Genomic DNA, 26,209 nt, shown 5'->3' with positions numbered 1-26,209 from the left:
CGCTTACTTGCCCACGACCGCGGCGGCGTCGCCCTGGGGCACCGCGGCGCGGCCGCCGCGCCACTGTCGCAGCGCCCGCCACGCGCCGCGCAGCATCAGCAGCGCGAGCACCGCTTCGCCGGCCGTGAGCGCGAACGCCACGATGGCGTTGCGCCGCGCGGCGCGCCGTTGAAACTTCGCCACCATGCGGTCGCGCGCGATCTCGATGCTGTCGTAGAACGCGGGCACCACCAGCAGCGTGAGCAGCGTCGCCGTCAGCGTGCCGCCGATGATCGCGATCGCGAGCGGGCGGTAGAAATCCGCGCCTTCGCCGATGCCGATCGCGACGGGCATCATGCCCGCGATCAGCGCGAAGGTCGTCATCAGGATCGGGCGCAGCCGCGCACGGCCAGCCGCCATCAGCGCGTCCTCGCGGCCCATGCCGTCCTCGGCTTCGCGTTTGCGCGCGGCGTCCAGCAGCAGGATCGCGTTCTTCGCGACGAGGCCCATCAGCATGATGATGCCGATGAAGCTCATGAGGTTGAGCGTGGCGTGTGTCACGAGCAGGGCCAGCACCACGCCGATCAGGCTGAGGGGCAGCGACAGCATCACCGCCAGCGGCGCGGTGAAGGAGCCGAACTGCACGACGAGGATCAGGTACATGAGGCCCACGCCCATCGCGAGGGCCGTGCCCATCGCGCCGAACACTTCCTTCTGGTCCTTGCCCGCGCCGCCCAGTTCCACGCCGTAGCCGGGCGGGAATTCCATCGCCTTGGCGAGCTTCATCGCGTCCTGCGTGACGTCGCCCGACGCGCGGCCCTGCGCGTTGGCCGACACCGCGATCATGCGGCGGCTGTTCAGGTGCTGGATCTGCGCGGGGCCCTCGCCCATGGTGATGGTGGCGATCTGGTTGAGCGGCACGACCATGTTGCTGTTGGCCACGGCAATCGGCAGGCGCTCGATGTTCTCGGCGTCCACGCGGTCCTTGGGGTCGAGCCGCACCGCGACGTCGCGCGATTCGCCGGTCGGGTCGACCCAGTCGCCGACCTCCACGCCCGCGAACGCCACGCGCAGGGCCTGCGCCGCGTCGTTCACGGAGATGCCCAGCGAGTTCGCGAGACCGCGGTTCAGCTCGATCTTCAGTTCGTCCTTCGGGCTCGCTTCCGACAGGCCCACGTCCACCGCGCCGGGCACCGTGCGCAGCCGGTCCATGTACGCGTTGGTGAGGCCCAGCAGCGTGCGCGCGTCGGCGCCATAGAACTGGATCTGCACCGGCTTTCGCGTGCCGTTGTTCAGGTCGTCCTGCACCGTGTATTCGGCGCCCACGAGCTGCGCCATCAGCTTGCGCAGGTCCACCGCGATGGCCTGCGCCTTGCGCTTGCGCTCGGAGAGCTTGCCGATGTCCACGTAGACGCGGCCGCCGCCGATGTTCACGATGCTGTTGGTCGCCACCGTCTCGGGCAGCGTGCGCGCGAGCTCGGCGGCCTTCTCGATCTTCAGGCGCGTGTATTCCAGGCTCGCCGACGAGGGCGTGCGGATCTCCACGGCGATCACACCGGCGTCCTGCACCGGCAGGAAGCTCGAGCCGCCCAGCCACGCGTGCAGCCCGATGGCCGCGGCGAAGCTGCCGACGGCCGCCACCGTCATCCAGCGGCGGTGGTGCAGCGCCCAGGCGATGACGTTGCCGTAGCGGTCGGCCTGGTGGTCGAACCATTCGTTGAAGCGCTTCAGGTACAGGGAGATGCCCTTGTATTCGCGCTGGCTATGGCTCACCGGGTCGCCCCAGTAGGCGGAGAGCATCGGGTCGAGCGTGAAGGAGATGTACAGGCTCACCAGCACCGAGCACGCCACGGTGAGGGCGAACGGGCGGAACCATTCACCGGCCACGCCGGGCATGAACGCGACCGGGATGAAGATCGCGATGATCGAGAAGGTCGTCGCGGCGACGGCCATGCCGATCTCGGCGGTACCCACGCTCGCGGCGGTGCGCCGGTCCGCGCCGCGCTCCATGTGCCGCACGATGTTCTCCCGCACGACGATCGCGTCGTCGATCAGCACGCCGATCGCGAGCGACAGGCCCAGCAGCGTCATCAGGTTGAGCGTGAAGCCGCACAGCCACACCGCGATGAACGCGGCGATGGCGGAGGTCGGCAGGCTGAGCGCGGTGATCAGCGTGGAGCGCCACGAGTTGAGGAACACGTACACCACGAAGATCGTGAGCAGCGCGCCCAGCGTGAGCGAGTGGATCACGTTGTTCAGGTTGTCCTGCGCGTCCTCGCCGCCGTCGCGTGTGATCTCCAGCTTGGTGCCGGCGGGGAGGGTCTTGTTGATCTCCGCCGTCATCTCGCGCACCTTCTTCGCGACGGCCACCGTGCTTGCGTCGCGCGCGCGCGTGATGGAGATGCTCACGTTGGGGTGCGCGCTGCGCACGCTGAAGCTGTCGAGCTCGGCGAAGCCGTCCACCGTGCTCGCGATCTGGCCGAGGCGCACGATCTCGTCGCCGCGCCGCTTGACGATGATCTGCGCGAACTCCGCCGGCGATTCGATGCGGCCGACGAGGCGGATGCTCTGGTCCTTCAGCGGCCCGATGATGCGGCCCACGGGCGCCGTGGTGTTCTGGTTCTGCAGCGCGAGCACAACTTCGGCGACCGACACGTTGTATTCGCGCAGGCGGTCGGCCTTGAGCAGCACGGAGAGCTGTCGCTTGAGCGAGCCGTTGACGCTCACGATCGACACGCCGTCGATGCCGCGGAACTTGTCGGACAGCTCGTCTTCCGCCATGCGCGAGATCACCGCGTGGCTGAGCGAGGTGGACGACAGCGCGAGGTCCATGATCGGGAAGGCACCGGGGTCGCGCCGGCGGATCACCGGCTCGCGCATTTCCACGGGAAGCTTGTAGCGCACGGTCGAGATCGCGTTGCGCACCTCGTCGGACGCCTCGATCATGTTCTTGTTGAAATTGAAGATGACGATGATCCGCGCGTTGCTGTCGCTCGCGGTGGAGCGGATCTCGTACACGCCGGTGATGCTCTGCAGCGATTTCTCGATGCGGTTGATGATCTCGCGCTCGACTGTTTCGGGGGCGGCGCCGGGGTAGTTGATGTCCACGGAGAGCACCGGCTGCTCCACGTCGGGGATCTCGTTGACGCGCAGCTTGTTGAGCGCGAGCAGGCCCAGGCACATGAGCCCGAGGATGATGACGACCGTCGCGACGGGCCGCTTGATCGAGAAGTCGGAAAGGAACATGGCGCGCCTTCCGCTTCAGCGCACCGCCGACGACGCGGCGTTGGACGCCGTCACCGCCGAGGCCGTGGCCTGCACCGCCTGCCCGTCCTTGAGCGTGCCGCCCGGGTGCCGCAGCAGCCGGTCGCCGTCGGCCAGGCCGGCGATGACCACGTAGTCGCCGCGGCGCGGGTCGCGGTCGCCCACCGTCAGCGCCACCTTCCTGATCGCATTGCCCTGCAGGCGCCAGGCCCAGGACTTGTCGCCTTCGCGCACCAGCGCGGACGCCGGGATCACGAGCGCCGTGCTGCTGGACGCCTCGACGCGGCCCTCGGCGTAGAGGCCGGCCAGGCGCGCAGGCGCGTCGCCCGCGATGTCCACCAGCACTTCGACCTGCCGGGTGGTGGGATTGGCCGTCGGCGACACCAGCCGCACGCGGCCGTTGAAGTCCTGGCTGCCGTAGCCGTTGACGCGGAAGCTCACCGCCTGCCCGGCGCGGATCGACTGGATCGCGTCGGAGGACACGAGCCCCTCGAACCGCAGGCTGCGCGGGTCCATCACCTTCAGGAGCTCCTTGCCGACCTGCGCCGTATCGCCGGCGGAGACCTTGCGGTCGGCCACGATGCCGTCGAAGGGCGCGCGCACCTCGGTGCGCTGCAACTGCTGGCGGGCGCCCACGACGCGCGCCTTGGCGGCGGACAGGTCGCTTTGCGTGGTGTTGCGGCGGATTTCGGCGTCTTCCATCTGCTGCGCGGAGGTCATGCCGGATTCGCGCAGCGTCTTCAGGCGCTGGAACTGGCGCTCGGCCTGGTCGAACGCCTGCCCGGCGGCACGCTCGGCCTCCTGGGCGGACAGCAGGCTGTCGCGGATGGAGGTGTCGTCCAGGCGCACCAGCAGGTCGCCCTTTTGGACCGCCTGGCCGTTTTCCTTGAGCACCGCCAGGACGACGGCGGAGACTTCCGCGCGCAGGTCGGCCCGGCGGTCGGGCTGGATGCTGCCGGTGATGAGCGGCCCGGCCGTCACAGCGGAGGGCTTGAGGGTGATGACGTCCTCGGGGGCGATCAGGAGCGCCTGCGGCGTGGTGGCGGCCTTGGCGTCCGCACCGGCGCCCCGGTTGCAGCCGGCCAGCGTGGCGGCGACCGCCAGGGCAATGAAAAGAATACGCACGTCGAACCCCTCCAGGTTTTTGACCTCTGTGTAGATAGCGGAGGGCCTGTTTTGGAGTCCCGCCCGCGCCAGGGGCGGACTGTACGCACGCCCCGGCGGAAAGGCATCTATTTTGCGACGAACCGCCTGCGGAAGCGACAGGATGCCGGCGGACGGGATAAACCGGGCCGTTTGGGTACCTGGAGGGTTTTTTGCGAAGATCGCCCCCTCAGGCGAAGTACTTCACCCCCGGCTTCAATTCCTCGAAGATCAGGTAGTCCGTCGCGGCCATCCCCAGTGACCGGTAGGTGCGCTGGGCGGGGGCGTTGTCCTTTTCCACGTAGAGCCGGAAGCCGCAGATGCCCGGGTCGGCCCTGGCGAGTTCGCGGATGTGGTCGTACATGGCGCGGTACACGCCCTGGCGGCGCGCGTTTTCGGCCACGTAGACGCTCTGGATCCACCAGAAGAGGCCGTTGCGCCAGTCGCTCCATTCGTTGGTGACCAGCAGGCAGCCCACGACGTCACCGGCGCGCTCCGCCACCACGTAGAAACCCAGGGAGGGGTCGCCCAGCAGCCGCCTCACCCCGGCGCCGATCCGCTCGGGCAGGAGGTGCTTGTGTTCGGTTTCCAGCGCCATCGCGGCGTTGAAGGTGGCGATGGTGTCTGCATCGCGGGGCTGGGCCTTGCGGATGTGGAGGGGTGCATTCATCGGGGGGTCCAGTAGCTGTAGTTCCACGCGGTGGCAAACCCCGCGCGGCGGTAAAGTGAAATCGCCGCATCGTTGCCGGCTTCGACCTGCAGGAACATGCGCTCCATGCCGCGCGCGAGCGCGCCATGGGCCAGCGCGGCGAGCACGCGGCCCGCCAGGCCGCGGCCCCTGCAGCGCTGCGCGGTGCGCATGCCGTGGACGCTCGCCCATCCGTGGCTGTATGCGCCCATGCCGGCTGCGACAGTGTCGTCGTTTTCGCGCACGCTCGCGAAGAGCGCGTCCGGCGCCCGGCTCAGGATCGCGACGCGGCTGGCGCCCGCCACGGGGTCGAACCCCTCGCCCAGGAAGACCGACGCCCACCCCGGGTCCGGCCGCGAATCGGTGTCCGCCGGCGGCTCGCGCGTGAATGCGCGCACGCCCGCGGCAGGGGCGACCTGGACGTGCACCGGCTTGCCGGTTTCCGCCCAGCCGCGCCGGGCCAGGGCGTCGCGGCAGGCGTCGAAAGCCGCCACGGCGGGCAGCCGCAGCAAGGGACGCATCCCGCGCTCGAGGTAGCGCGACTCGATGGCTGCGATCAGGTCCAGCGCCGGGGGGTCGTGCGACAACGGCACGGCGCTCTTCGCGCGGTTGACGACGCCCGCGTCGAAGGGCAGCAGCCAGCCTGCGAGTTCCTCCTGCGCGGTCGGCGACACGGCGGCGACGGTGGCGCGCTCGATGGCGGCGATGTCGTCTGCACCCATGCTTCAGCGATTCGGCACGGACTGGGCCCAGGAGTCGGCGGTGCCGCCCAGCATCTGGGTCGGGGCTTCGAGCTCCTGGTCGTCCGCCTCGGCCTCCGCCGCCCGGCTCACGCCGGCCTCCAGGAAACGGATCGGCCGGCGCGTGCGCGCGGACATCGATGCGAGGTCGTTTTCCAGCGCCTGTTGCAGGGCCGGGGCTTCCAGCGGGTTTTCCGACAGCACGTTGCCCACCACGTGCAGGTTCAGGATGATCTCCGGCACCAGGTCCTTCAGCGGCATGAGGCCGTGCGCGACGAGCCGCGACGCGCGCTCCATCAGCGCGGCGCGCATCGTGACGGTCTCCACGATCAGGCCGATGGTGTTCTCGCTCACGCGCCCGATGCAGTCGGCGTCCGGCATGAGGCCCTGCAGGCGGATCGCCGCGCGGATCATCGTCTGCTCGGCGGCGGCGCTTCCGTGCGTCTCGCGGATGCGCGGGTAGTTGGTGACGCGGATGTAGAGCACCGCCGCGTTGTGCCGGCTGCGCTGCCAGCGGCGCACGGCGGCACGCACGCGGTCCGCGAACATGCGCGGCGCGAGCAGGCCGGTGAGCGGATCGATCGACGGCATCTCCCGCGCGCGCTCCTGCACCGCCAGGAATTCGCGCGAGCGCTGGTGCAGCGCGTACAGCAGCAGCGGCAGGATCGCGCCGATGGCGAGCGAAGTGGCCACGCTGGAGTCGAACTCGAAGGGCGCGATGCCGAACATGCGCAGCATCACGAGCAGCGTGAGCCCGATGAGGGGCGCATGCGCGATGAAGACCCACAGGCCCACCGGGTCGCCGCGGCGCCAGGTCCACAGCGCCATCGCGAGCACCGTGAGCGCCGCGGCGCCCATCGCCACCGCCATCACGGGCGGCAGGACGACGCCCAGCACCGCGAATGCCACGGCCACCGCGATCACGCCGCCACCGATCACGGCCGAGCCGTTCGACAGCGTCATGCCGCGCGTGCGCACGCGGCACAGCGCCCGAACGAGCCACACCGACACGCCGGCCGCCGCGACCGGGAAGACGGCCTTGGAGACGTCCGCCCACTCGATCGCGTCGCCCCAGAGGTACTGCGTCGTGAGCCCGGAGATCGCGGAGAAGGCGAAGCCGAGCAGCAGCGCGTAGGCGCCGTAGAGGAGGTAGGCGGAATCCCGGTAGACCACGCCCTGCACCAAGCAGGCCGCGACCAGCAGGGCGAGCATGCCCAGCACCAAACCGAAGCCGATGCCGGCGCGCTGCTCGGCCTCCTCGCCGGCCGCATCCGTCACGAGGCGGGTGGGCACGGGCGCCGGCACGGCATTGCGCACGCGCACCACGAACTGCCGCGTCTCGCGCGGCTCGAAACGCATCTCGAATCGCGCATAGCGCCCGTGCCGCGGCCATTGCGACTGGAGGACGCGGTCGCCGGCGCTGCTTTCGCTCCAGCGGCGGTTGCGCGATTCGTACAGGGTGACTTCATCGATCGAGGGCTGCGGCACCTGGAATTGCCAGGTCGCGGGTTGGTCGGAAGCGTTGTGCAGGCGCAGCGGGATCCACAGCTCGTCCTTCTCGGACAAGGGCACCGTGACGCCGTCGGGCTGCTCGGGATGGCCGCCCAGCCGCCCTGCGGCGGCGTCGGCGAAGGTGAGCGCCCCGCGCGGCGCGAGCACCTGCGGCAGGGCCGAGAGCGAATAAGGGCCGGCGCCCGGCGCGAGGTGGATGGCGGGGACCGAAGGCGCGGCGCCGTGCGACGCCGCCTGCGCGGCTGCGCAGAGGCAGGCTGCGATCAGCAGCAGGAAGAATTTCGCGATCGAGCGAGTAGATGCGGTGGGACGGGCAAACTCCACGGGGCCCATGATGCCCGGGGATTTACCAGGTGTCCACGCTGGCGCCCGGGGCGCCCGGGGCGCGGCGGGCGGCGGCGAGGCCGCGCGCGAGCCAGGCCCGGGTGTGCGCGGGGTCGATCACCGCGTCGATCTCCAGCGTGGCGGCCATGTTCAGCGCCTGGCCGTTGTCGTATTGCCGCGCCACCAGCTGCTCGTAGAGCCGGTCGCGCCCTTCGCCCGGCGCGGCGGCTTCGAGCTCCTTGCGGTAGCCCAGTTTCACGGCGCCTTCCAGCCCCATCGCGCCGAATTCGCCCGTCGGCCAGGCCGCGATGAAGTCGGGTTCGTGGAAGCCCCCGGCCGTCATGGCCATCGCGCCCAGGCCGTAGCCCTTGCGCAGCACCACGGAGAAGTAGGGCACGCGCAAGTGGGCGGCCGCGACGAACATGCGGCTCACGTGGCGCACCTGCGCGCGCGCTTCGATGTCCGGCCCCACCATGAAGCCGGGCGTGTCGACCAGGCTCACGAGCGGCAGGCCGTGCGCGTTGCACAGCTGCATGAAGCGCGCGGCCTTGTCCGCGGCGTCCGCGTCGATCGCGCCGCCCAGGTGCAGCGGATTGTTCGCGAGGAGCCCGAACGGGCGGCCTTCGATGCGGGCGAGCGCGGTGTGGATGCCTGCGCCGAAACCCGTGCGCAGCTCGAGCAGCGAGCCGGTGTCCGCAAGCCCCGACATCGCGGCGCGCGTGTCGTAGGCGCGCAGGCGGTTTTCGGGCACCACGTCGCGCAGGAGCAACGGATCGGGCGCGGTGAAGTGCTTGACGGGCCCCTGGAAGTAGGAGAGGTATTGCCGCGCCGCGGCGACGGCCGCCGCTTCATCGGCCACGAGGACGTCGATGACGCCGTTGCCGTGTTGCACGCGCGCGGGACCGATCGCTTCGGGCGCGAAGCTGCCCAGCCCGCCGCCCTCCACCATGGCCGGCCCGCCCATGCCGATGTTGCTGTCCTCCGTCGCGATGATGACGTCGCTGCAACCGAGCAGCGCCGCGTTGCCCGCGAAGCAGCGCCCGGAGACGATGCCCACAACGGGCACCTGGCCGTTCAGCCGCGCGTAGCCCGCGAAGGTGCCGACGTGCAGGCCCGCAACCACCGGCATGTCCGTGTCGCCCGGCCTTCCGCCGCCGCCCTCGGCGAAGAGCACCACGGGCCAGCGGTTCTTCAGCGCGAGGCCCAGCATCCGGTCGGTCTTCTGGTGGTTGCGCATGCCCTGCGTGCCGGCGAGCACGGTGGCGTCGTACGCCATCACGACGGCGCGGGACTTCTCCGGCCCGAAGAGCGCGCCGTTGATGTTGCCGACGCCCGTCACCATGCCGTCCGCGGGCGTGTTGCGCATCAGGTCGTCCTCGCTGCGCCGGCTGCGCTGCGCGGCGACGGCGAGCGCGCCGTACTCGTCGAAGCTGCCCGCATCGCACAGGTCCGCGACGTTCTCGCGTGCGGTGCGCTGCCCGCGTTCGCGCCGGCGCTGCACGGCCTGCGGGCGCGCGGCGTCGAGCGTGAGCGCGTGGCGGTCGATGACGCGCTGCAGGTCGGGCCGGGGATTCGTGTTCGCGCTCGCCGTTTCCATGCCGGGGTCGGCGCGCGGTGCTTGCGGCTTGTGCGCAGCCACCGGTGCCAGGCGCGCGAGCACGTCGCCTTCGTCCACGATGTCCCCGCGCTCGAAGAACAGTTCGATGACGTCGCCATCTTCGGTGGCGCGGACTTCGTGCTCCATCTTCATCGCTTCGAGGATGGCCACGACCTGTCCCGCCCGCACGGTCGCGCCCGGCGCGACTTGCCATTCCACCAGTTGGGCCTGCAGGGGTGCGCGAAGGTCAGTCATGAGGGGATTGTCGGGAATTTTGACGGCCGGACGCGCAAGCCGCAGAAGATAATCCCCCCATGACTTCCCTCGTCCCCCTCATCGAGCTGTACCGCGGCGGCACGCTGGAATCCACGCACTTCGGCGCCGTCGCGCTGGTCGATACGCAGGGCCGCCTGCTCGCGAGCGCCGGCGACCCGATGCGCACGGTCTTCACGCGCTCCACGCTCAAGGCGCTGCAGGCGCTTCCCTTCATGCAGGCCGGCGGCCCGAAGCTCTTCGGCTTCACGCGCGAGAACGTCGCGATGATGTGCGCGAGCCACAGCGGCGAGCCGATGCACGTCGCCAACGTGGAGGCGATGCTGGACAAATCGGGCCTGACCTACAAGACGCTGCAGTGCGGCTGCCACATGCCCTACTACGTCGAGGCGGGTGTCGGCCCGGCGCCCGCGGTGGTGGACGAGCGGCACAACAACTGCAGCGGCAAGCACGCGGGCTTTCTCGCGCACTGCGTGCAGCAGGGCTGGCCGGTGGCCAACTACCTCGCGCCGGGGCATCCGCTGCAGCAGGCGATCCGCCGCGACGTCGCGCGCTCGGTGGGCCTCGCGCCGGAAGACCTGAAGGCCGGCACCGACGGCTGCTCCGCGCCCAACTACGCGGTGCCGCTGGCGCATCTCGCGCGTGGCTACGCGCGCCTCGCGAGCGGCGAGGCCGACGGCGAATTCGGCGAGAGCTTCTCGCAGCTCGCCGACGCGATGACGGCGCATCCCGACCTCGTCTCCGGCACCGGCCGCAGCGACCAGGCCTTCATGCGCGCGGGCCGGGGCGACTGGGTCACCAAGGCGGGCGCCGACGGCATGCAGGCCTTCGCGAGCCGCAGCCGCGGACAGGCCTTCGCGCTGAAGATCTCCGACGGCAACAAGCTCGCCGTCAACGCGGCGACGGTGGCGGTGCTCGACCAGCTCGGCTGGCTCGACGCGCGCCAGCGCGACGAACTGCGGCCGTGGCGCAGCGAGGCGATCGCCAACGCGCGCGGCACGCAGGTCGGCGAGCGCAAGCCCGCGTTCTCGCTGCAGTTCGTGGCCTGAGCGCCGCATCCGGATTACCGCGCTGGCGCTCGCGCGCACCCCGCGTTAGGATGCCTCATCCATATCGAAGAGGAGCGGGCCCATGGCAGTCGGATCCATTGTCGGCAGCTGGTATGCATCCAACCCCGGCGGGGGGACGGACCAGATCTGCTATTCCTTTCTCGCGGACGGCACCTTCCTGGTTGCGACCAAGGGCACGAGCTCGCGCGAGCCGAGCGGCTTCAACGGGCTGGAATACGGCACCTACACCTGGGACTCGCTCAGCAGCACGCTGAACCTCGTGTTCACCGTCAACACCGACGGCACCTGGGGCCTGTCGGACGGCAACATCACCGGCGCGCAGGTCCAGGGCGACATCCTGACCTTGACGGGCGACAACGACCCGGTGCTGGTGCCGCGCCTCTTGACCTCACCGGGCTCGATCGTCGGCTCCTGGTTCTCCGCACAAACGACCGGCGGCTCCGAAAAGCTCGTCTTCACCTTCCTCGCCGACGGCACCTACCTCCTGGCCGACAAGGGCAGCCACGCGAAGGACCCCACCGGCGACAGCGGCATGGAATGGGGCACCTACGCGTGGGACCCGGCCTCGGGCGCGCTCGCCGTGCAAACCCTCGCCAACACGGACGGGCAGTGGGGCTTCTCCGACGCCCATGGCGACATTCCGAACCTCGTGGTCTCCGGCGACACGCTTCTCGCGAACGGCGTGCCCTTCGCCGTGCGCATGTCGCCCTACGCGAACATCGTCGCGGGGACAGCCGCGAACGACTCGCTCGCCGGCACGATCTACAACGACAGCATCTACGGCTTCGGGGGCAACGACAGCTTCACCGGCGCCTACGGCAACGACACGGCGGACGGCGGCCCCGGCATCGACACCGCGATGTACCTGCAGCAGCGCTTCAACTACACGCTGGCCAAGACGGACACGGGCTTCACCGTCACCGACAAGAACCCCGAGGAAGGCATCGACACCCTGCTGGATGTCGAGCGCCTGCACTTCATCGACAAGAACGTCGCGCTGGACCTTTCCGGCAACGCGGGCATGGTGGCCAAGATCCTGGGCGCCGTGTTCGACGGACCCTCCGTCACCAATCGCGCCTACGTCGGCATCGGCCTGTCGTACGCCGACGGCGGGATGGGCTACGACGCGCTGATGCAGCTCGCGCTCAACGTGCGGTTGGGCGCGGTGCACTCGCACAACGATGTCGTCACGCTGCTGTACGGCAACGTGGTCGGCGGCGCGATGACGCCCTCGACGATCGCCGGCTATGTCGCCTTGCTGGACAACGGCAGCTACACCGAGGCGCAGCTGGGCATCCTGGCCGCGGAAACGACCTTCAACGCCACGCAGATCGGGTTGAACACCCTGATCCTGCAGGGCCTCGAATACACCTGATCAGGCGAGCACCCGCATCGCCGCGAAGTCCGGCATTGCGGCGCTCGCGTAGCCGGCGCGCGCGAGCGACGCGATGCGGATGCGGCCGTCCCGGATCGCGAGCCGCACCGCGCCGTGGCTGCGCTCGTACACATCCGGGTGGGCCGCGAGGAAGGCGTCCTGCTCGCGCTGCGATTGCGCGGCCATCCCGTTGACGTAGTGGTGGCCGTTGCGCTCCACGTGACGGATGCCCAGCAGGTTGACCAGCGCCAGGTCCTGCTGCACCGAGAGCCCGGCCTGCGTCGTGAGGTCCTCCGCGGACATGAAGTAGCGGGCCGCACCTTCCTGCCGGTTCCACGCCGCGCAGCGTGCTGCATTCAGGATGGACTTGTACAGGCCCTTGCAGGTCTTGGAGGAGACGCCGTCGTAGCCGCGCGCGCGGGCGCGCAGGAAGGTGTCGAGTTCGCCGTCGGACTCGTCGATGATCACCGGCTTGCCCAGCTGCGCGCCGCGCAGGTCTTTCTCCAGCGCCGTCTTGCGGGCGATGGGCTGCTCGATGAAGAGGATGGAGCGCCACAGGCGCGCCAGCGCGGGGCGGCGCTGGATGCCCTGCACGAGTCCGGCGACGGCCTGCGCGTCCTCGTACTGCTCGTTGCCGTCCAGCGAGGCGAAGTACGGTGGGGCCGCGCGGTCCAGCGCGGACGCGATCGCCTCGAGCCGCGCGAGGTCCGCATCGACCTGGCCGTTGACTTTCAGCTTGAAATAGCGATGGCCGTACGCCGCGATCACTTCCTCGAGCGTTTCGGGCAGGCCGTCGTCCACGCGGTGCGTGAGGTCCGCGGCGGTGATCGCATCGAGCAGGCCGACCGTATGGCGCGCCTCGATCTCCGGGGCCGGCCGCGAGGCGGCGAGGAGGCCGCCGACGTCCAGGCCCGCGAATTCCAGCCGGCCTTCTCCCACGCCGGGCAGGTTGCCCGCCATCGCCGCGTAGAAGGAAACGCCCCGCGCGCGGCACAGCGCATCGAGCACGGCGCGATCCACCAGCGCGGGGCCGTAGCTGGCCAGCAGGGGGTTGTAGCCGCGCTGCGCACTCGCGGCCTGGTGCACGTCGTGGTGCCGCGCGAAATGGCCGAAGGCCGTGGCGGGCGCCGGGTCCGACAGGTAGGCCTCGCGCGCCATGCGCAACACCTCGCGCAGCTGGGCGAAGTTGTCTTCGTTGGACAGCGCGAGGTTCTTGTCGAACCACTTGGGCGCCATCATCTCGGCGGCCGCGCCCCAGCCGCTGCGGCCGTCGGCGAATTCGATGTGCGCGCGCGCGAAGGCCTGCGGGCATTCGGTGAGCGTGACCACGCCGAAGCGGAACGGCAGCCGCAGCACCACGGGCCGCTCGAACAACTCGATCTCGCGAATGCGGAACGCGACCGGTGGCGTCATGCTGCGGGCTCCAGCCCTTCCAGGATGCCCCTGAGATAGCCGATCGCGCGCGCTGCGCAGCCGGGGCCGTCGGGCACGTAGTCGAAGGGCTCGACCGCCACCACGCCGTCGTAGTCGCCCTGCGCCTGCAGGCGCAGCAGGGTTTGCAGGATCGGCGCGAAGCGCATCTCGCCCTGCCCGGGGCCGCGGCGGTTCGGGTCGTTCACCTGCACGTGCGCGACGTGGCCCGAAGGGATCCACCGCGCCATCAACTCGGGGACCGCCTGGGCTTCCGCTTGACCCGCCGCGCTGCAGTCGATCATCGTGCGCACACCGGGCGAGCCGATCGCATCCACCATCGCCGCCGCTTCGGCCACCGTGTTGAGGAGGTCCGTCTCGCGCGGCGACAGGGGCTCGATGCAGTAGACCAGGCCGAGGTCGCGCGCCGTGTCCGCCACCTGCGCGAAGCACTCCTGTGCGCGCGCCAGCGCTTCCCCGCGCGTGCTGCCGTCCGGCACCGAGCGCTGTTTGGGCGATCCGTGCACGAGGTACTGCCCGCCCATGAGCGCGCACAGCTCCGTGAGGCGCCGCATCACCGACACCGTCCTCGCGCGCACGGCGGGGTCGGCATCGACGATGGACAGGCCTGCGGGCGCGACCAGCAGCCAGTGGAGACCCGTGATTGCAAGGCCCTGGTCTTCCGCCATGCGCCGGTAGGCGCGCGCCTGCGCGTCGGCGATCTGCATCGGGTCTTCCGCGAGCGTGAAAGGCGCGACCTCCAGCCCGTCGTAGCCGAGCGCGGCGGCCGTCACGCACTGCCGCGCGAAGGCCATGGGCTGGAGCACCTCGTTGCAGAGCGCGAATTTCATGAATCGATTGTGGCGCGCTTCAGGCGCGGCGTGCGAACAGGGAGCGGATGCCCGCGCCCATCGCACCGGTCACTCGGTTCACGGCGGCCTTGAAGGGCGGCACATACAGCAGGATGGTGAAGATCGTCACCACCGCGAACGCCAGCGAGATCGGCCGGCTGAAGAAGGGCCCGAGGCTGCCGTCCGAGAGCACGAGGCCGCGTCGCAGGCTCTTGTCGAGCAGCGGACCGAGCACCATCCCGAGCACCAGCGGCGCCATCTCGTAGCCGCGCCGGCGCAGGAAGAAGGCGACGATGCCGATCGCGAGCATCGCGTACACGTCGAACAGGCGCGACGCCGTGGCGAAAGCGCCGACCACGCACAGCACGAACACGATCGGCATGAGGATCGCGCGGCGCACCTTGAGGATGTGCAGAAGCGGCCGCACGCCGAAGAGGCCGAACAGCAGGATGGTGATGGATGCGAGCGTCGTCATCGCCACCACTTCGTAGATGAAGTGCGGATGCTGGATCATCAGCATCGGCCCGGGCTGCACGCCGTGGATGATCATCGCGGCCATCAGAACCGCCGACGGCGCGGAGCCCGGGATGCCGAGCGCGAGCGAGGGAATGATGTGGCCCGGGATCGAGGACATGTCGCCCGTCTCCGCGGCCATGAGCCCGTCGATGGAGCCCTTGCCGAATTTCTCCGGCTCCTTGCTCACGGCCTTCGCGGCGGCATAGGACATCCACGCGCCCGCGTCCTCCCCCACGCCCGGCAGCAGGCCCGTCAGCACGCCGATGATCCCGGAGCGAAGCACCGTCCATTTGTACTGGATGATCTCCTTCCAGCGCGGCAGCACGGAATCGCGCATCTCCACCATCTTGCGCTCGATGGGGTCGGCCAGCGTGGTGAGCACTTCGGCCAGGCCGAACGCGCCGACCAGCGCGGGGATGAGCGAGAAGCCGCCGGAGAGTTCGTCCCAGCCGAAGGTGAAGCGGTCGTACGCGTACAGGCCCTCCTGGCCGATCTGCGCGATGAACAGGCCGAGCAGGCCCATCAGCCAGCCCTTGAGCGGGTCATGGCCGACGATGCTGCCGGACATCGTCACGCCGAAGAGGGCGAGCCAGAAGAATTCGAAGGCGCCGAAGGACAGCGCGACTTCCGCGAGCAGCGGCGTGAAGAGCGCGAGGCATACGACGCCCAGCAGCGTGGAGACGAAGGCGCCGGAGGTCGCGATGCCGATCGCCCGGCCGGCCTGTCCCTGCCTGGCGAGTGCGTAGCCGTCCGCGCAGGACGCCGCGTTCGCGGCGGTGCCGGGGATGTTCAGCAGGATCGCGGTGCGCGAGCCGCCGTACAGCGCGCCGACGTAGGAGCAGATCAGCACCAGGATCGCCTGGTTGGCCGGCAGCTTGATGGTGAGCGTGGTGAGCAGCGCGATCGCGAGCGTCGCGGAGAGCCCGGGCAGGATGCCCATCACGATGCCGACGAATGCGCCGCCCAGGCCGTACAGCAGCGTCATGGGGTCCATGAAGCTGAGCCAGGCGCGGCCGAGGTCTTGGAGTCCTTGCATGGGATTCGTTTCGCTTCAGGGCATGCGCACCAGGAACAGTTCCTGGAAAGCGAGTTGCGTGATGACGGAAGTCGCCGCGCCGATCACGAGCGCCTTGGCCCACACGCGCACATTCAGTTCGCGCTCCTGCGGATCGCGGCTCATGCGCTGCATGACGAGGATGGAGGCCGTCACGTAGATCGTCGACGCCACCCAGAAGGGGATGCCGTGGCCGATGAGGACGACGCCGTAGCCGACGCACAGCGCGAGCACGACGGCGATGCGCAGGCGCTGCTCGCGCTCGTCCGGCCCGGCGGGGAGCAGGGGCGTGGTGAACGCCCCGCGTCGCCAGCTGCGCAGGCCGAGCACGAGGCCCAGCAGGATCATCACGATCCCGAGCAGCGCGGGCAGCAGGCCGGGGATCGTGTACGGGTTGATGCTCTGCCGCTCGAGCCGGTCCATCGAGAGCGAGCCGGCCAGCACGGCGATGCCCAGCACCGTCCAGCCGATCGCGTCCTTCAGGTCCGAGCGCGGCGGGATGGGCGCGTCGTCCTGCGCCGCGCCGTCAGGCGGCGCGGCTGCGCTGTGGTCGGGCGTCATCGCCGCTCAGGGCTTGGGAATGCCGACGGTGTCCGGAGACACTTTCGCCTTGCCGCCTTCGAACAGCACCCAGGCGTTGGCCTGGATCGCGGGGAACACGGCCTTCTGCGCGGCATCGCCGGACTGCGGCGCGAACAGGGCGCCGCGGCTCGCCGCGTACTTCTTCAGCGCGTCGCTCTTGGTGATCTGCTCGTTCCAGATGCGTTCGACGGTCTTGACGACGTCGTCCGGCACGCCCTTGGGAATGAAGATGCCGAAGTAGTTGGCGGGCGCGGTGAAGCCGGGCAGCGTCTGCGACAGCGGCGGAATCGTGCCGTAGCCCTCGAGCTCGAGCGCCTTGTCGCTCACGGCGGCGAGCGGGCGCAGCCGCTTGCCGCGGATCATGTCGGCCTGCTCGACCGCGAGCTGCGTCGTGGCGTCGGCTTCACCGGCCACCACGGCGACGACGGCCGGGTTGCCGCCGTCGTAGGTGACGTGCTTGTATTTCACGCCCGTCACCTTGCTGATCAGCTCCATCGCGTTGTGGCCGGCAGACGTCACGCCCGCGGTCGCGACGCTGACCTGGCCGGGCTTGGCCTTCATCGCATCGAGGAACTCCTTGGCGTTGTTGTAGGGCGTCTTCGGGTTCACGCCGATCACCTGGATGTTGGCGACGTTGAGGAAGAGGTGCCAGTCCTTGATGCTGGTGTTGACCGAGCCGAGCGTCTGGTAGGTGCCCAGGTCCTGTGCGGCCCCGGCCGTCCAGGTGTAGCCGTCCTTGGCCGCATCGAGCGCGCTCTTGGTGCCGATGGCGCCCGACGCGCCGGGCTGGTTGACGATCACGATGGTCTGGCCGAGCGCCTTCTCCAGCTCGGCCGCGGTGACGCGCGTCACCTGGTCGGTGGAGCCGCCCGCGGCCCACGGCACGATCAGGTTGATCGGCCGTGTGGGCTTCCACTGCTGGGCCAGGGCCGGTGCGGACAGGGCGAGGGCGGCGGCCGCCACCGAGACGGCTTTCAGGAAATGGCGCTTGTGCATGGTGTCTCCAGGGAGGGTTAATTCACTAAACGGTTAATTGAATGGACTCTACGGGCTCGGGTTTTCGCTGTCAATACGGTTTGCCCGGGGTCGGGCGCGTTCACGCCAGCCAGCGCGCGCGATGTTCCGCGACGAAGGCGTCGTCGACGAGGTGCGGGTAGTCGCGAGTGACGCGTGTCAGTTCTTCCGCCTGCCCCGCGCTCAATCCTTCGTTCGCATCGAGGCACCAGGTTCCTTCCAGCAGGCCCTGCCGGCGCAGCACTTCGTGGCAGCCGGCGATGCAGCCGTGGAAGTCGTGCGCCACGTCGAACAGCGCCGCGTTGCAATCGGTGACCTGCGCATCGAGCGCCAGCAACTCCGGCGTGATCCGCCCCGCGGCAACTTCCGCGTGGATGCGATCGAGCAGTTCCACCGCGCGCCGGGTCCACACGCTCCAGTGGCCGAGCAGGCCGCCGCGGATGCGCACGGTCACGGCCTGGCCGTCGCGCATGAACGTGAAGGGCGCGAGCAGGTCCATGACGATGTGGTCGTCGTTGCCGGTGTAGAGCGTCACCCGCTCTTCCGCGCCCGCCGCGACCACGCCGCGGATCACGTCGAGCGTGCGGTAGCGGTTGAAGGGCGCCATCTTGATCGCGATCACGTTGTCGATCTGCGCGAAGCGGTGCCAGAAGCTCGCGGGCAGGTGGATGCCGCCGACCGCAGGCTGCAGGTAGAAGCCCACGAGCGGCATCGCCTGCGCGACTGCGCTGCAATGCGCGACGATCTCGTCCTCGCTCGCGCCCTTCATCGCCGCGAGGCTCAGCAGGCCCGCGTGGTAGCCGAGCCCGCGCGCGGTCTCCGCTTCGCGCACCGCCTGGTCCGTGCGGCCCGCGAGGCCCGCGACCATGAAGAGCGGGCGCTTGCCGCCGATCGGCGTCCACTCGCGCGCGGTCTGCATGGCCAGCTCGAGCACCGGCCGGTACAGGCCGACCTCGCGGATGGCGAATTGGGTCGAGTGCACGCCGACCGCGACGCCACCTGCGCCCGCGTCCAGGTAATAGCGCGTCATCGCGCGCTGGCGGCGTGTATCGAGCAGCCGCGCCGCATCGAGTGCAAGCAGGTGGGCCGGGATCACCGCGCCCCGGCGCAGCACGGCGAGCGAATCGGGGGGAATGTCGCGCCAGTGCATCTCAGTACTTCCCGTCGCGCGCTTCGTAGTGCGTGGGCTTGCCCAGGCTGTCGCCGCCGCGCTGCACCCAGTCCGCCGTCCAGTCCAGCATGCGATCGAGCGACACCTGCGGCGGGCCGAACAGCCGGAACGCCTCCGCGCAGTCGACCAGCCATGCCGTCGGTGCTTCCTGCCCGGTCAACACGGGTGCGACGCCCAGCCGTTCGCCCAGGCGCGTCGCGACGTCGCGGATGCTGATCTTCGGGCCGCTCACGTTCAGCGGCGAGGTCGGCGTGTCGCAGTGCGCCAGCGCGCGCAAGGCCCAGTCGTTGGCCTCGCCCTGCCAGATGACGTTCGCGTGGCCCATGGCGAGATCGATCGGCTCGCGCCTGCGCACCTTCTGCGCGACGTCGTGCAGCACGCCGTAGCGCATGTCGATCGCGTAGGACAGGCGGATCAGCCGTCCCGCGGTGTCGAGTTCATGGGAGAAGTGTTCGAACATGCGTTCGCGGGCGACGCAGGAGTTGGCGTATTCGCCCGAAGGCGCGGTGGGCGGCACGTCCTCCCCGGCCCCGTTACCCGAGGTGGCGACGAAGGGATAGACGCAGGCCGTCGAGAAGGCGACGATGCGCGACGCGGCGAAGCGCTCGGCCACGAGAGCGGGCACGTGCGCGTTCATTGCCCAGGTCAGCCATTCGCTGCCCGTGCTGCCGAACTTGCGGCCCGCCATGAAAACGATGTTGGGCACGTCGGGGAGCTTTTGCAGCTGCTCGCGCGAGAGCAGGTCGGCCTCGATGCAGACGATGCCGTGCTGCTGCAGTTCCTCGCGCAGCCCGGCCTGCGAGAAGCGCGCGACGCCGATGACGCGCCGCGACGGGTCGGCCCGCTTGGCCATGCGCGCGAGCGTCGGGCCCATCTTGCCGCCCACGCCGAGGATCATGATGTCGCCCGGGACGCGCGCCAGCTCGCGTTGCAGGGCTTCGGAGGGTTGCGTCATCACCTCTTCGAGATGGCGGACGTCATCGAAACGGTCGGGCAGGTTGGGCATGCGGGTCACTTTAACCAGCTGGTGAAATCCGTTCAATGCGGCGAGTGCTTAAGACGAAGGCACTGCGTCGCAGCGCCCCGGGAATCGCCTTCATCCGACTTGCGTGCAGGGCGAATGGTGTTAGGGTGGTTCGATGGCCCGAGACCGCACTCTCCCCAGCTCATCCGGCGGTACCCCTGACGAGTCCGGCGTGCCCCTCGCGCAGCGCATCGGCCGCGGCTTCGTGCAGGTGCGCGGTGCACGCACGCACAACCTCAAGGACGTGAGCGTCGATGTGCCGCGCGACGCGCTCGTCGTGTTCACCGGCGTGTCGGGCTCCGGCAAATCGTCGCTGGCCTTCGGCACCCTGTATGCGGAGGCGCAGCGCCGGTACCTCGAATCCGTGTCGCCCTACGCCCGCCGCCTGATCGACCAGGCGGGCGTGCCCGAGGTGGATTCGATCGAGGGCCTGCCGCCCGCCGTCGCGCTGCAACAGCAGCGCGGCACCCCGAGCGCGCGCTCGTCCGTCGGCAGCGTGACGACGATCTCCAGCCTGCTGCGCATGCTCTATTCGCGCGCCGGCACCTATCCGCCCAGGCAGCCGATGCTCTATGCGGAGGACTTCTCGCCCAACACGCCGCAGGGCGCGTGCCCGCGCTGCCACGGCCTCGGACGCGTCTACGAGGTCACCGAGAAGCTGATGGTGCCCGACGATTCCCTCTCGATCCGCGACCGCGCGATCGCATCCTGGCCGCCGGCCTGGCACGGCCAGAACCTGCGCGACATCCTCGTCACGCTGGGCTACGACGTCGACACGCCGTGGCGCGACCTGCCGAAGAAGGACCGCGACTGGATCCTCTTCACCGACGAGACGCCGACGGTGCCTGTGTACGCCGGCTTCACGCCCAAGGAGACGAAGGCCGCGCTGCGCAGCAAGATGGAGCCCAGCTACATGGGCACCTTCACCGGCGCGCGCAACTACGTGCTCAACACCTTCGCGACGACGCAGAGCGCGCTCATGAAAAAGCGCGTGTCGCGCTACATGGAGGCGAGCCTGTGCCCGGTGTGCGAGGGCAAGCGGCTCAAGCGCGAGGCGCTGTCCGTGACTTTCATGGGGCTGGACATCGGGGAGCTCTCGCGCCTGCCGCTCTCGCAGGTCGCGCAGCTGCTGCGCCCCGCCGCCGAAGGCACGATGTCCGGCGGGGGCGACAAGGCCGTGCTCGCGCGCGCCGCCGCGAAGCAGGCCGTGAAGGAGCGCGTGGCCCAGGGCGGCAGCGCGCATGCGGCCGCGCCCGACGTGCGGCGCACGCCCAACCTCTCGGAGGAAAAGGTGATCGCCGCACAGCGTATCGCGAAGGACACGCTCGCGCGCGTCGCCACGCTGGAGCGCCTCGGGCTCGGCTACCTTTCGCTGGAGCGCAGCACGCCCACGCTGTCGCCCGGCGAGCTGCAGCGGCTGCGCCTCGCGACGCAGCTCGGCTCGCACCTCTTCGGCGTCGTCTATGTGCTCGACGAGCCCTCCGCGGGTTTGCATCCCGCGGATGGCGAGGCGCTGCTCGATGCGCTCGACCGGCTGAAAGCGTCCGGCAACACCCTCTTCGTGGTCGAGCACGACCTCGCGGTGATGAAGCGCGCCGACTGGCTGGTCGATGTCGGGCCCGACGCAGGCGAGCAGGGCGGCGAGGTGCTCTACAGCGGGCCGCCCGAAGGGCTGCGCGCCGTGGCGGCGTCGCGCACGCGCGAGCACCTCTTCGGCGAGGTTGCGCCTCCCGACCGCGCACCGCGCGACGCGAAGGGCCACCTGCGGCTGGAAGACGTGACCCGCAACAACCTGCGCGATCTGGACGTCGCGTTTCCTCTGGGTTGCTTCACCGTCGTCACCGGCGTCTCCGGCTCCGGCAAGTCGAGCCTGGTGAGCCAGGCGCTGATCGACCTCGTGTGCGCGCACCTGGGCAGCGAGGCGCCGCAGGAACATGACGACGAGCCGCCCGCCCTCGACAGCGCGGACACCACCGCGCCGACGAGCGGGCGCATCGCGGAAGGCGCGAGCCGCATCCGCCGGCTGGTGAACGTCAACCAGAAGCCGATCGGCCGCACGCCGCGCTCCAACCTCGCGACCTACACGGGCCTCTTCGACGCCGTGCGCAAGCTCTACGCGGCGACGCCCTTGGCCAAACGCCGCCGCTACGACGCGGGCCGCTTCTCCTTCAACATGCCCAAGGGCCGATGCCCGACCTGCGAGGGCGAGGGCTTCGTGTCCGTCGAGATGCTCTTCATGCCGAGCGTGTACGCGCCGTGCCCCGAATGCCATGGCGCGCGCTACAACGCGCAGACGCTGGAAGTCGAGTGGAACGGCAAGTCCATCGCGCAGGTGCTGGGCATGACGGTCGACGAGGCCGCGGCCTTCTTCGACAGCGAAGCCACCATCGCGCGGCCCTTGCGCGTGCTGCAGGACATCGGCTTGGGCTACCTGCGGCTGGGGCAACCCGCCACCGAGCTGTCGGGCGGCGAAGCGCAACGCATCAAGCTCGCGACGGAACTGCAGCGTGCACAGCGCGGCGACGCGCTGTACGTGCTGGACGAGCCGACGACCGGCCTGCACCCGCGCGACGCGGACCGTTTGCTGGTGCAGCTCAACGGACTGGTCGATGCGGGCAACACGGTCATCGTGGTCGAGCACGAGATGCGCGTCGCGGCGCAGGCGGACTGGGTGATCGACGTCGGGCCCGGCGCGGGCGAGGAGGGCGGGCGCATCGTCGCGCAGGGGCGTCCGCAGGAGGTCGCGCGTGCAAAGGGCAGCCGCACTGCACCGTACCTGGCGCAATGCCTGACACAATCGCGGGCATGAAGACAGTCAGCCTCATCGGCGCGCCCACGGACGTGGGTGCGAGCGTGCGGGGCGCGGGCATGGGGCCGGACGCCTTGCGCGTCGCCGGCCTGTTCGAGATGCTGCGCGACCACCGCTTCAACGTCATCGACCACGGCAACCTCGCCGGGCCGCCGACGCCCTGGACCGAGCCCAAGGGCGGCGTGCGCCACCTCGAGGAAGTCGTCGCTTGGAACCGCGCGGTGTTCGATCGTGTGGCGGCGGTGCTCGCCGCCGGCCAGACGCCGCTCCTCATGGGCGGCGACCATTGCCTCGCGATCGGCTCCATCAGCGCCATCGCGCGGCACTGCCGCTACGCGAAGAAGAAGCTGCGGGTCATCTGGCTGGACGCGCACACGGACGTCAACAACGAAACCATCAGCCCGTCGGGCAACGTGCACGGCATGCCCGTGTCCTGCCTGCTGGGCTACGGGCCGAAGCCCCTGATCGGCTGGAGCGGCCAGCCCGCGGCGCTGACGCCGGAGGACATCGACTTCATCGGTATCCGCAGCGTGGACAACGACGAGAAGCAGACCATCCGCCGCCTCGGCCTGCAGGTCTTCGACATGCGGCACCTGGACGAGCACGGCATGCGCAACACCATGATCGAGGTGCTGCAGGATGTCGACGACGACACGCACCTGCACGTGAGCTTCGACCTCGATTGCCTGGACCCGGCGGATGCGCCCGGCGTGGGCACGGGCGTGCGCGGCGGGCCCACCTACCGCGAGATGCAGCTGTGCATGGAGATGATCGCGGACACCGGCCGGCTCTCCTCGCTCGACGTGGTGGAGATCAACCCCGCGCTCGACGTGCGCAACCGCACCGCCGAACTGGCGGTGGAATTCATCGCGAGCCTGTTCGGCGCCTCCACGCTCGCGCGTTGAGCCGCCCCGTCGCTACGCGGCGGCCCGTTCCAGTTCCTGCTCGTGCGCGGCGATGCGGCGGCAGCTGTCGCAGCTTTCGCAACGCTCGAAGGGCGCGTCGCCCTCCAGGTGCTCGAGCAGCAGGCGCCATCGGCACGAGCCCGTTTCCGCATAGGACACCATGCGCTCCAGGCCTTCGCGGTCCTGGTCGCGCTTGTTGCCGTAGGCCGTCATGAGCGCTTCGAGCTCGGCGGCCTTCACGTCGGCGCGCAGCAGGCGGATGCCCTTCGCGTCCTGCGCGACGATCTTCTTCCTGCGCAGCAGCCCGAGCGCCACCTGCAGCTTGCCGCGCGGGCAGGCCGTGCGGCCCTGCAGCGTCTGCAGGGTCCATGTGTCGCCTTCCGGCGGCGGCTCGGCCAGCGCGTTGCAGATCGCCTTCGCATCGTCCGCGCCGGGATAGCGCCCGACGAGGAAGAACTGCTGCACCGATTTGTCCGCGCGCAGGAACAGGAGCGAGCAGTCGGCGGCGTCGCCGTCGCGGCCGGCGCGCCCGGCCTCCTGGTAATAGGCTTCCAGCCCCGCGGGCATCTGGTAGTGCAGCACGAAGCGGATGTCGGGTTTGTCGATGCCGAGGCCAAACGCGTTGGTGGCGACCATCACGCGCACCTCGCCCGCCATGAAGGCTTCCTGCGCCGCCGAGCGTTCCGCGGCAGCGAGCTTGCCGTGGTACAGGCCCGCGGATTCTCCGGCTGCGAGCAGTGCTTCGTGCACCAGCTTCGCGGCCTTCACGGTCGCCGCGTAGACGAGGCCGCTGCCTTCATGCTCCTTCACGAAGGCCACCGCGCGTTCGAGCTTGTCCTGCTCGCGCGCCACCGGCTCCACCTGCAGGCCGAGGTTCGGGCGGAAACTGCCGGTCTGCACGATGCCGGCCGCGGGAATCCCGAGCTGGCTGCAAATATCCCTGGCCACTTCCTCGGTCGCCGTGGCGGTCAGCGCGAGAACGGTTGGATTGCCCAGCGCCTTGCGCGCATCGCCGATGCCCAGGAAGGCGGGCCGGAAATCGTGCCCCCATTGCGAGATGCAATGCGCCTCGTCCACCACGAGCTGGCCGACTTCATGCGCCTGCATCGCCTCGACGAAGCCCGGCTCTGCCAGCCGCTCGGGCGTGGTCATGACGATGCGCGCGGAGCCGTCCTCCACGGCCGCCAGCGCGGCGCGCTGCTCGTCGGAGTCCACCGCGCTGTTGAGTTGCACCGCCTTGATGCCGAGCTCGCGCAGGCTTTCGCACTGGTCCTTCATCAGGGCGATCAGCGGCGAGACGACCAGCGTGCGGCCGGAAAGCAGCACCGCGGGCAATTGGTAGCACAGGGACTTGCCTGCGCCGGTGGGCATGATCGCGAGGGTCGATTGCCCGGCCAGCACCCGGTCGATCACGGCCTGCTGTCCCGCGCGCAGGCGGTCCAGGCCGAAGACCTCCTCGAGCGTGGCGCGCACCTTGCGCGCGGACGGAGCCGGCGTCTTGCGACGTGCCGGCATCGTCAGAGCGTTTCGGTACCGGCGGGCGCGTCCGGGTCGAGCTCGGCGCTGGCGTCGCCCGCGTCGAGGTCGGTGAATTCGTCCGCATCCGCCACGTCGTCGACGAGGTCAGTGCCTTCGCCCATGCGCACCACGCGATCGGGCAGGATGTCGCCGCCTTCGCGGTCATCGGCCTCGACCGATCCGCGCTCGCCGGTGCCGACGGAGTCGCTGTCCGCGTGGGCCTCGTGGGTGCCGATCGTGTCGCTGCCGGAGTCGGAGTTGTCGCTCGGGCCGAGCATGCCGGCGTCGCGGCCGGTGGGAAGGGCGGGCGCGGGCTCCGCGCCCAGGATGCTGCTGTATGCCATGGGGTGTCCTTGCTATGCGTTGACACCACTGTGCGGTGCGCGGCGCGTGCCGCGCGTCGTCCCCTGCGGACCTGTGCTGTGGGACGGGCCTTACCCGCAGGCCGGTTGCTGCTCAGTAACCTGCGCCCTGCGCCACGGCCAGCCAGTCGGCGACCGTGCCCAGCGAGTGCGCGACACCGTCGCCGGCGCCGAGCAGGTACCAGACCTGGCCGTCCTTCGTGCCCACGTAGACGTTCGTGCCGCTGTAGTAGCGGTAGTCGTAGCCCTGTGCCTGGCCGGTGAAGGCCTTGGACGGCTGCGCGTACTGCGGAAAGTTCGCTTCCAGGTAATTGAAGATGCGGTCGCTCGTGGTCTGCACCGCGGGGAACTCGGTGACTTCCGTGATGAGGACGGCGTTGTCGCGCGTCACCGTCGTCGAGTTGACGAGGTTGTAGACCGGCAGTTCGGTGAAGGGCGAGCCGGCGTTGACGCGCGGCAGGTTCGCGATGCGGTCCGCGACCGCCATGCTCGGCGCCGTGACGCGCGCGAACACGGTGAAGCCGCCGTTCTGGTTGTCGAGGTTCGCGGCGTTGTTTCCCATGTTGATGAACCACTGGCTCGTGGCGCTGTCCGGCGTGGAGCCCTTGGCCATGGCGACGGTGCCGCGCACATTCGAGCGCGTCGGGCTGAATTCATTCAGCAGGTTGCCGCGCGACGGGATGGCGTAGATCTTGTCCGTCCACAGGTAGCCGCCGCCCTGGATCACGAAGGGTGTCGCCGGCGAGGTGAGCCAGGCGCTGCGGTGGATGAAGTCGTCGGTGTAGTCGCCGGCCCGCACGTAGGCCAGGAAGTTGGCGACGGTGCGCGGCGCTTCGCTGTCCAGCAAGCTCATGTCGATCGGCCCGAGGATCGTGTGCAGGCGGACCATGGTGTTCGCCTGCGCGGACCCGAAGGCGGCGAGGGCGGCGACGAGGAGGAGGGCGCGAAGGCTCGTGAAGAGGGACATCATGAAACGAAGGGGATGAAGTCGGGCGAAGCCCGCATTGTGCTTGAGCTGCAGTGGTTCG

General features: G+C 69.9%; 19 protein-coding genes and 1 pseudogene. 4 read left to right on the top strand and 16 right to left on the bottom strand.

Annotation, left to right across the window (positions count from 1 at the left end; translation table 11 throughout):
- Positions 1 to 3: 3 nt before the first annotated feature.
- The 6 genes and pseudogenes from I5803_RS11345 to I5803_RS11320 all read right to left on the bottom strand — a co-directional run.
- Positions 4 to 3,225: an efflux RND transporter permease subunit gene (locus tag I5803_RS11345; RefSeq protein WP_196986468.1), complete on the bottom strand. Its 3,222-nt coding sequence runs from the start codon at positions 3,223 to 3,225 to the stop codon at positions 4 to 6.
- A gap of 15 nt (positions 3,226 to 3,240) precedes the next feature.
- Positions 3,241 to 4,368, bottom strand: coding sequence for an efflux RND transporter periplasmic adaptor subunit (locus I5803_RS11340; RefSeq protein WP_196986467.1), 1,128 nt, complete (start codon positions 4,366 to 4,368; stop codon positions 3,241 to 3,243).
- 208 nt (positions 4,369 to 4,576) lie between these two features.
- On the bottom strand, positions 4,577 to 5,056 hold the full coding sequence (locus tag I5803_RS11335; protein ID WP_196986466.1) for a GNAT family N-acetyltransferase: 480 nt from the start codon (positions 5,054 to 5,056) through the stop codon (positions 4,577 to 4,579).
- Positions 5,053 to 5,796, bottom strand: a complete 744-nt coding sequence (locus I5803_RS11330) for a GNAT family N-acetyltransferase (RefSeq protein WP_196986465.1) — start codon at positions 5,794 to 5,796, stop codon at positions 5,053 to 5,055. Before I5803_RS11330 ends, I5803_RS11335 begins: the two co-directional genes overlap by 4 nt.
- 3 nt (positions 5,797 to 5,799) lie before the next feature.
- A complete protein-coding gene (locus I5803_RS11325) occupies positions 5,800 to 7,650 on the bottom strand; it encodes a sensor domain-containing diguanylate cyclase (RefSeq protein ID WP_196986464.1) in 1,851 nt (616 codons plus the stop codon).
- A gap of 22 nt (positions 7,651 to 7,672) precedes the next feature.
- Positions 7,673 to 9,502: pseudogene (locus I5803_RS11320) on the bottom strand (carboxyl transferase domain-containing protein); the annotation flags it as partial.
- 59 nt (positions 9,503 to 9,561) lie between these two features.
- Here I5803_RS11320 and I5803_RS11315 point away from each other — a divergent pair.
- Together I5803_RS11315 and I5803_RS11310 are read left to right on the top strand one after the other, a co-directional pair.
- Complete coding sequence (locus tag I5803_RS11315; RefSeq protein ID WP_196986462.1) at positions 9,562 to 10,569, top strand: asparaginase; 1,008 nt, start codon at positions 9,562 to 9,564, stop codon at positions 10,567 to 10,569.
- 82 nt (positions 10,570 to 10,651) lie between these two features.
- Positions 10,652 to 11,965 (top strand): hypothetical protein, encoded by a 1,314-nt coding sequence (locus tag I5803_RS11310; RefSeq protein ID WP_196986461.1) that lies wholly within the window; start codon positions 10,652 to 10,654, stop codon positions 11,963 to 11,965.
- Here the strand turns inward: I5803_RS11310 and I5803_RS11305 are convergent, their stop codons facing one another.
- From I5803_RS11305 to I5803_RS11275, 7 genes are all read right to left on the bottom strand, one after another.
- Entirely contained in the window at positions 11,966 to 13,378 is a 1,413-nt protein-coding gene (locus I5803_RS11305) for an enolase C-terminal domain-like protein (RefSeq protein ID WP_196986460.1), read from the bottom strand.
- Positions 13,375 to 14,226 (bottom strand): sugar phosphate isomerase/epimerase family protein, encoded by an 852-nt coding sequence (locus I5803_RS11300; RefSeq protein ID WP_196986459.1) that lies wholly within the window; start codon positions 14,224 to 14,226, stop codon positions 13,375 to 13,377. Before I5803_RS11300 ends, I5803_RS11305 begins: the two co-directional genes overlap by 4 nt.
- A 19-nt stretch (positions 14,227 to 14,245) precedes the next feature.
- Positions 14,246 to 15,778 (bottom strand): tripartite tricarboxylate transporter permease, encoded by a 1,533-nt coding sequence (locus I5803_RS11295; protein ID WP_196986458.1) that lies wholly within the window; start codon positions 15,776 to 15,778, stop codon positions 14,246 to 14,248.
- Positions 15,779 to 15,793: 15 nt separating this feature from the next.
- Positions 15,794 to 16,357, bottom strand: a complete 564-nt coding sequence (locus tag I5803_RS11290; RefSeq protein WP_196986457.1) for a tripartite tricarboxylate transporter TctB family protein — start codon at positions 16,355 to 16,357, stop codon at positions 15,794 to 15,796.
- Between the two features lie 6 nt (positions 16,358 to 16,363).
- On the bottom strand, positions 16,364 to 17,374 hold the full coding sequence (locus I5803_RS11285) for a Bug family tripartite tricarboxylate transporter substrate binding protein (RefSeq protein WP_196986456.1): 1,011 nt from the start codon (positions 17,372 to 17,374) through the stop codon (positions 16,364 to 16,366).
- Positions 17,375 to 17,474: 100 nt separating this feature from the next.
- Entirely contained in the window at positions 17,475 to 18,542 is a 1,068-nt protein-coding gene (locus tag I5803_RS11280; protein WP_196986455.1) for a dihydrodipicolinate synthase family protein, read from the bottom strand.
- 1 nt (position 18,543) lies between these two features.
- Positions 18,544 to 19,569, bottom strand: coding sequence for an NAD-dependent epimerase/dehydratase family protein (locus tag I5803_RS11275; protein WP_196986454.1), 1,026 nt, complete (start codon positions 19,567 to 19,569; stop codon positions 18,544 to 18,546).
- A 133-nt stretch (positions 19,570 to 19,702) separates the two neighbouring features.
- Between I5803_RS11275 and I5803_RS11270 the strand changes: the two genes are divergently transcribed.
- Together I5803_RS11270 and rocF are read left to right on the top strand one after the other, a co-directional pair.
- A complete protein-coding gene (locus I5803_RS11270; protein WP_196986453.1) occupies positions 19,703 to 22,396 on the top strand; it encodes an excinuclease ABC subunit UvrA in 2,694 nt (897 codons plus the stop codon).
- A complete protein-coding gene (gene rocF / locus I5803_RS11265) occupies positions 22,393 to 23,301 on the top strand; it encodes an arginase (RefSeq protein WP_231402390.1) in 909 nt (302 codons plus the stop codon). The genes I5803_RS11270 and rocF overlap by 4 nt, the downstream gene beginning before the upstream one ends.
- A gap of 12 nt (positions 23,302 to 23,313) precedes the next feature.
- Here rocF and I5803_RS11260 read toward each other — a convergent pair whose 3' ends face one another.
- From I5803_RS11260 to I5803_RS11250, 3 genes are all read right to left on the bottom strand, one after another.
- On the bottom strand, positions 23,314 to 24,816 hold the full coding sequence (locus I5803_RS11260; RefSeq protein WP_196986451.1) for a RecQ family ATP-dependent DNA helicase: 1,503 nt from the start codon (positions 24,814 to 24,816) through the stop codon (positions 23,314 to 23,316).
- Positions 24,817 to 24,818: 2 nt separating this feature from the next.
- Positions 24,819 to 25,163, bottom strand: a complete 345-nt coding sequence (locus tag I5803_RS11255; RefSeq protein WP_196986450.1) for a hypothetical protein — start codon at positions 25,161 to 25,163, stop codon at positions 24,819 to 24,821.
- Between the two features lie 112 nt (positions 25,164 to 25,275).
- A complete protein-coding gene (locus tag I5803_RS11250; protein WP_196986449.1) occupies positions 25,276 to 26,151 on the bottom strand; it encodes a peptidylprolyl isomerase in 876 nt (291 codons plus the stop codon).
- Positions 26,152 to 26,209: the final 58 nt, after the last annotated feature.

This window comes from Caenimonas aquaedulcis, assembly GCF_015831345.1.
Taxonomy (GTDB): domain Bacteria; phylum Pseudomonadota; class Gammaproteobacteria; order Burkholderiales; family Burkholderiaceae_C; genus Ramlibacter; species Ramlibacter aquaedulcis.
The sequence above is the reverse complement of the archived record's forward strand: the minus strand, read 5'-3'. Positions and strand labels throughout refer to the sequence as shown.

Bases quoted from the DNA above. Each gene is read 5' to 3' on its own strand.
- I5803_RS11305 (WP_196986460.1), bottom strand. From the start codon at position 13,378: ATGACGCCACCGGTCGCGTTCCGCATTCGCGAGATCGAGTTGTTCGAG.
- I5803_RS11260 (WP_196986451.1), bottom strand. From the start codon at position 24,816: ATGCCGGCACGTCGCAAGACGCCGGCTCCGTCCGCGCGCAAGGTGCGC.
- I5803_RS11330 (WP_196986465.1), bottom strand. From the start codon at position 5,796: ATGGGTGCAGACGACATCGCCGCCATCGAGCGCGCCACCGTCGCCGCC.
- I5803_RS11345 (WP_196986468.1), bottom strand. From the start codon at position 3,225: ATGTTCCTTTCCGACTTCTCGATCAAGCGGCCCGTCGCGACGGTCGTC.
- I5803_RS11335 (WP_196986466.1), bottom strand. From the start codon at position 5,056: ATGAATGCACCCCTCCACATCCGCAAGGCCCAGCCCCGCGATGCAGAC.
- I5803_RS11315 (WP_196986462.1), top strand. From the start codon at position 9,562: ATGACTTCCCTCGTCCCCCTCATCGAGCTGTACCGCGGCGGCACGCTG.
- I5803_RS11300 (WP_196986459.1), bottom strand. From the start codon at position 14,226: ATGAAATTCGCGCTCTGCAACGAGGTGCTCCAGCCCATGGCCTTCGCG.
- I5803_RS11270 (WP_196986453.1), top strand. From the start codon at position 19,703: ATGGCCCGAGACCGCACTCTCCCCAGCTCATCCGGCGGTACCCCTGAC.
- I5803_RS11290 (WP_196986457.1), bottom strand. From the start codon at position 16,357: ATGACGCCCGACCACAGCGCAGCCGCGCCGCCTGACGGCGCGGCGCAG.
- I5803_RS11250 (WP_196986449.1), bottom strand. From the start codon at position 26,151: ATGATGTCCCTCTTCACGAGCCTTCGCGCCCTCCTCCTCGTCGCCGCC.
- I5803_RS11295 (WP_196986458.1), bottom strand. From the start codon at position 15,778: ATGCAAGGACTCCAAGACCTCGGCCGCGCCTGGCTCAGCTTCATGGAC.
- I5803_RS11310 (WP_196986461.1), top strand. From the start codon at position 10,652: ATGGCAGTCGGATCCATTGTCGGCAGCTGGTATGCATCCAACCCCGGC.
- I5803_RS11255 (WP_196986450.1), bottom strand. From the start codon at position 25,163: ATGGCATACAGCAGCATCCTGGGCGCGGAGCCCGCGCCCGCCCTTCCC.
- I5803_RS11275 (WP_196986454.1), bottom strand. From the start codon at position 19,569: ATGCCCAACCTGCCCGACCGTTTCGATGACGTCCGCCATCTCGAAGAG.
- rocF (WP_231402390.1), top strand. From the start codon at position 22,393: ATGAAGACAGTCAGCCTCATCGGCGCGCCCACGGACGTGGGTGCGAGC.
- I5803_RS11280 (WP_196986455.1), bottom strand. From the start codon at position 18,542: ATGCACTGGCGCGACATTCCCCCCGATTCGCTCGCCGTGCTGCGCCGG.
- I5803_RS11285 (WP_196986456.1), bottom strand. From the start codon at position 17,374: ATGCACAAGCGCCATTTCCTGAAAGCCGTCTCGGTGGCGGCCGCCGCC.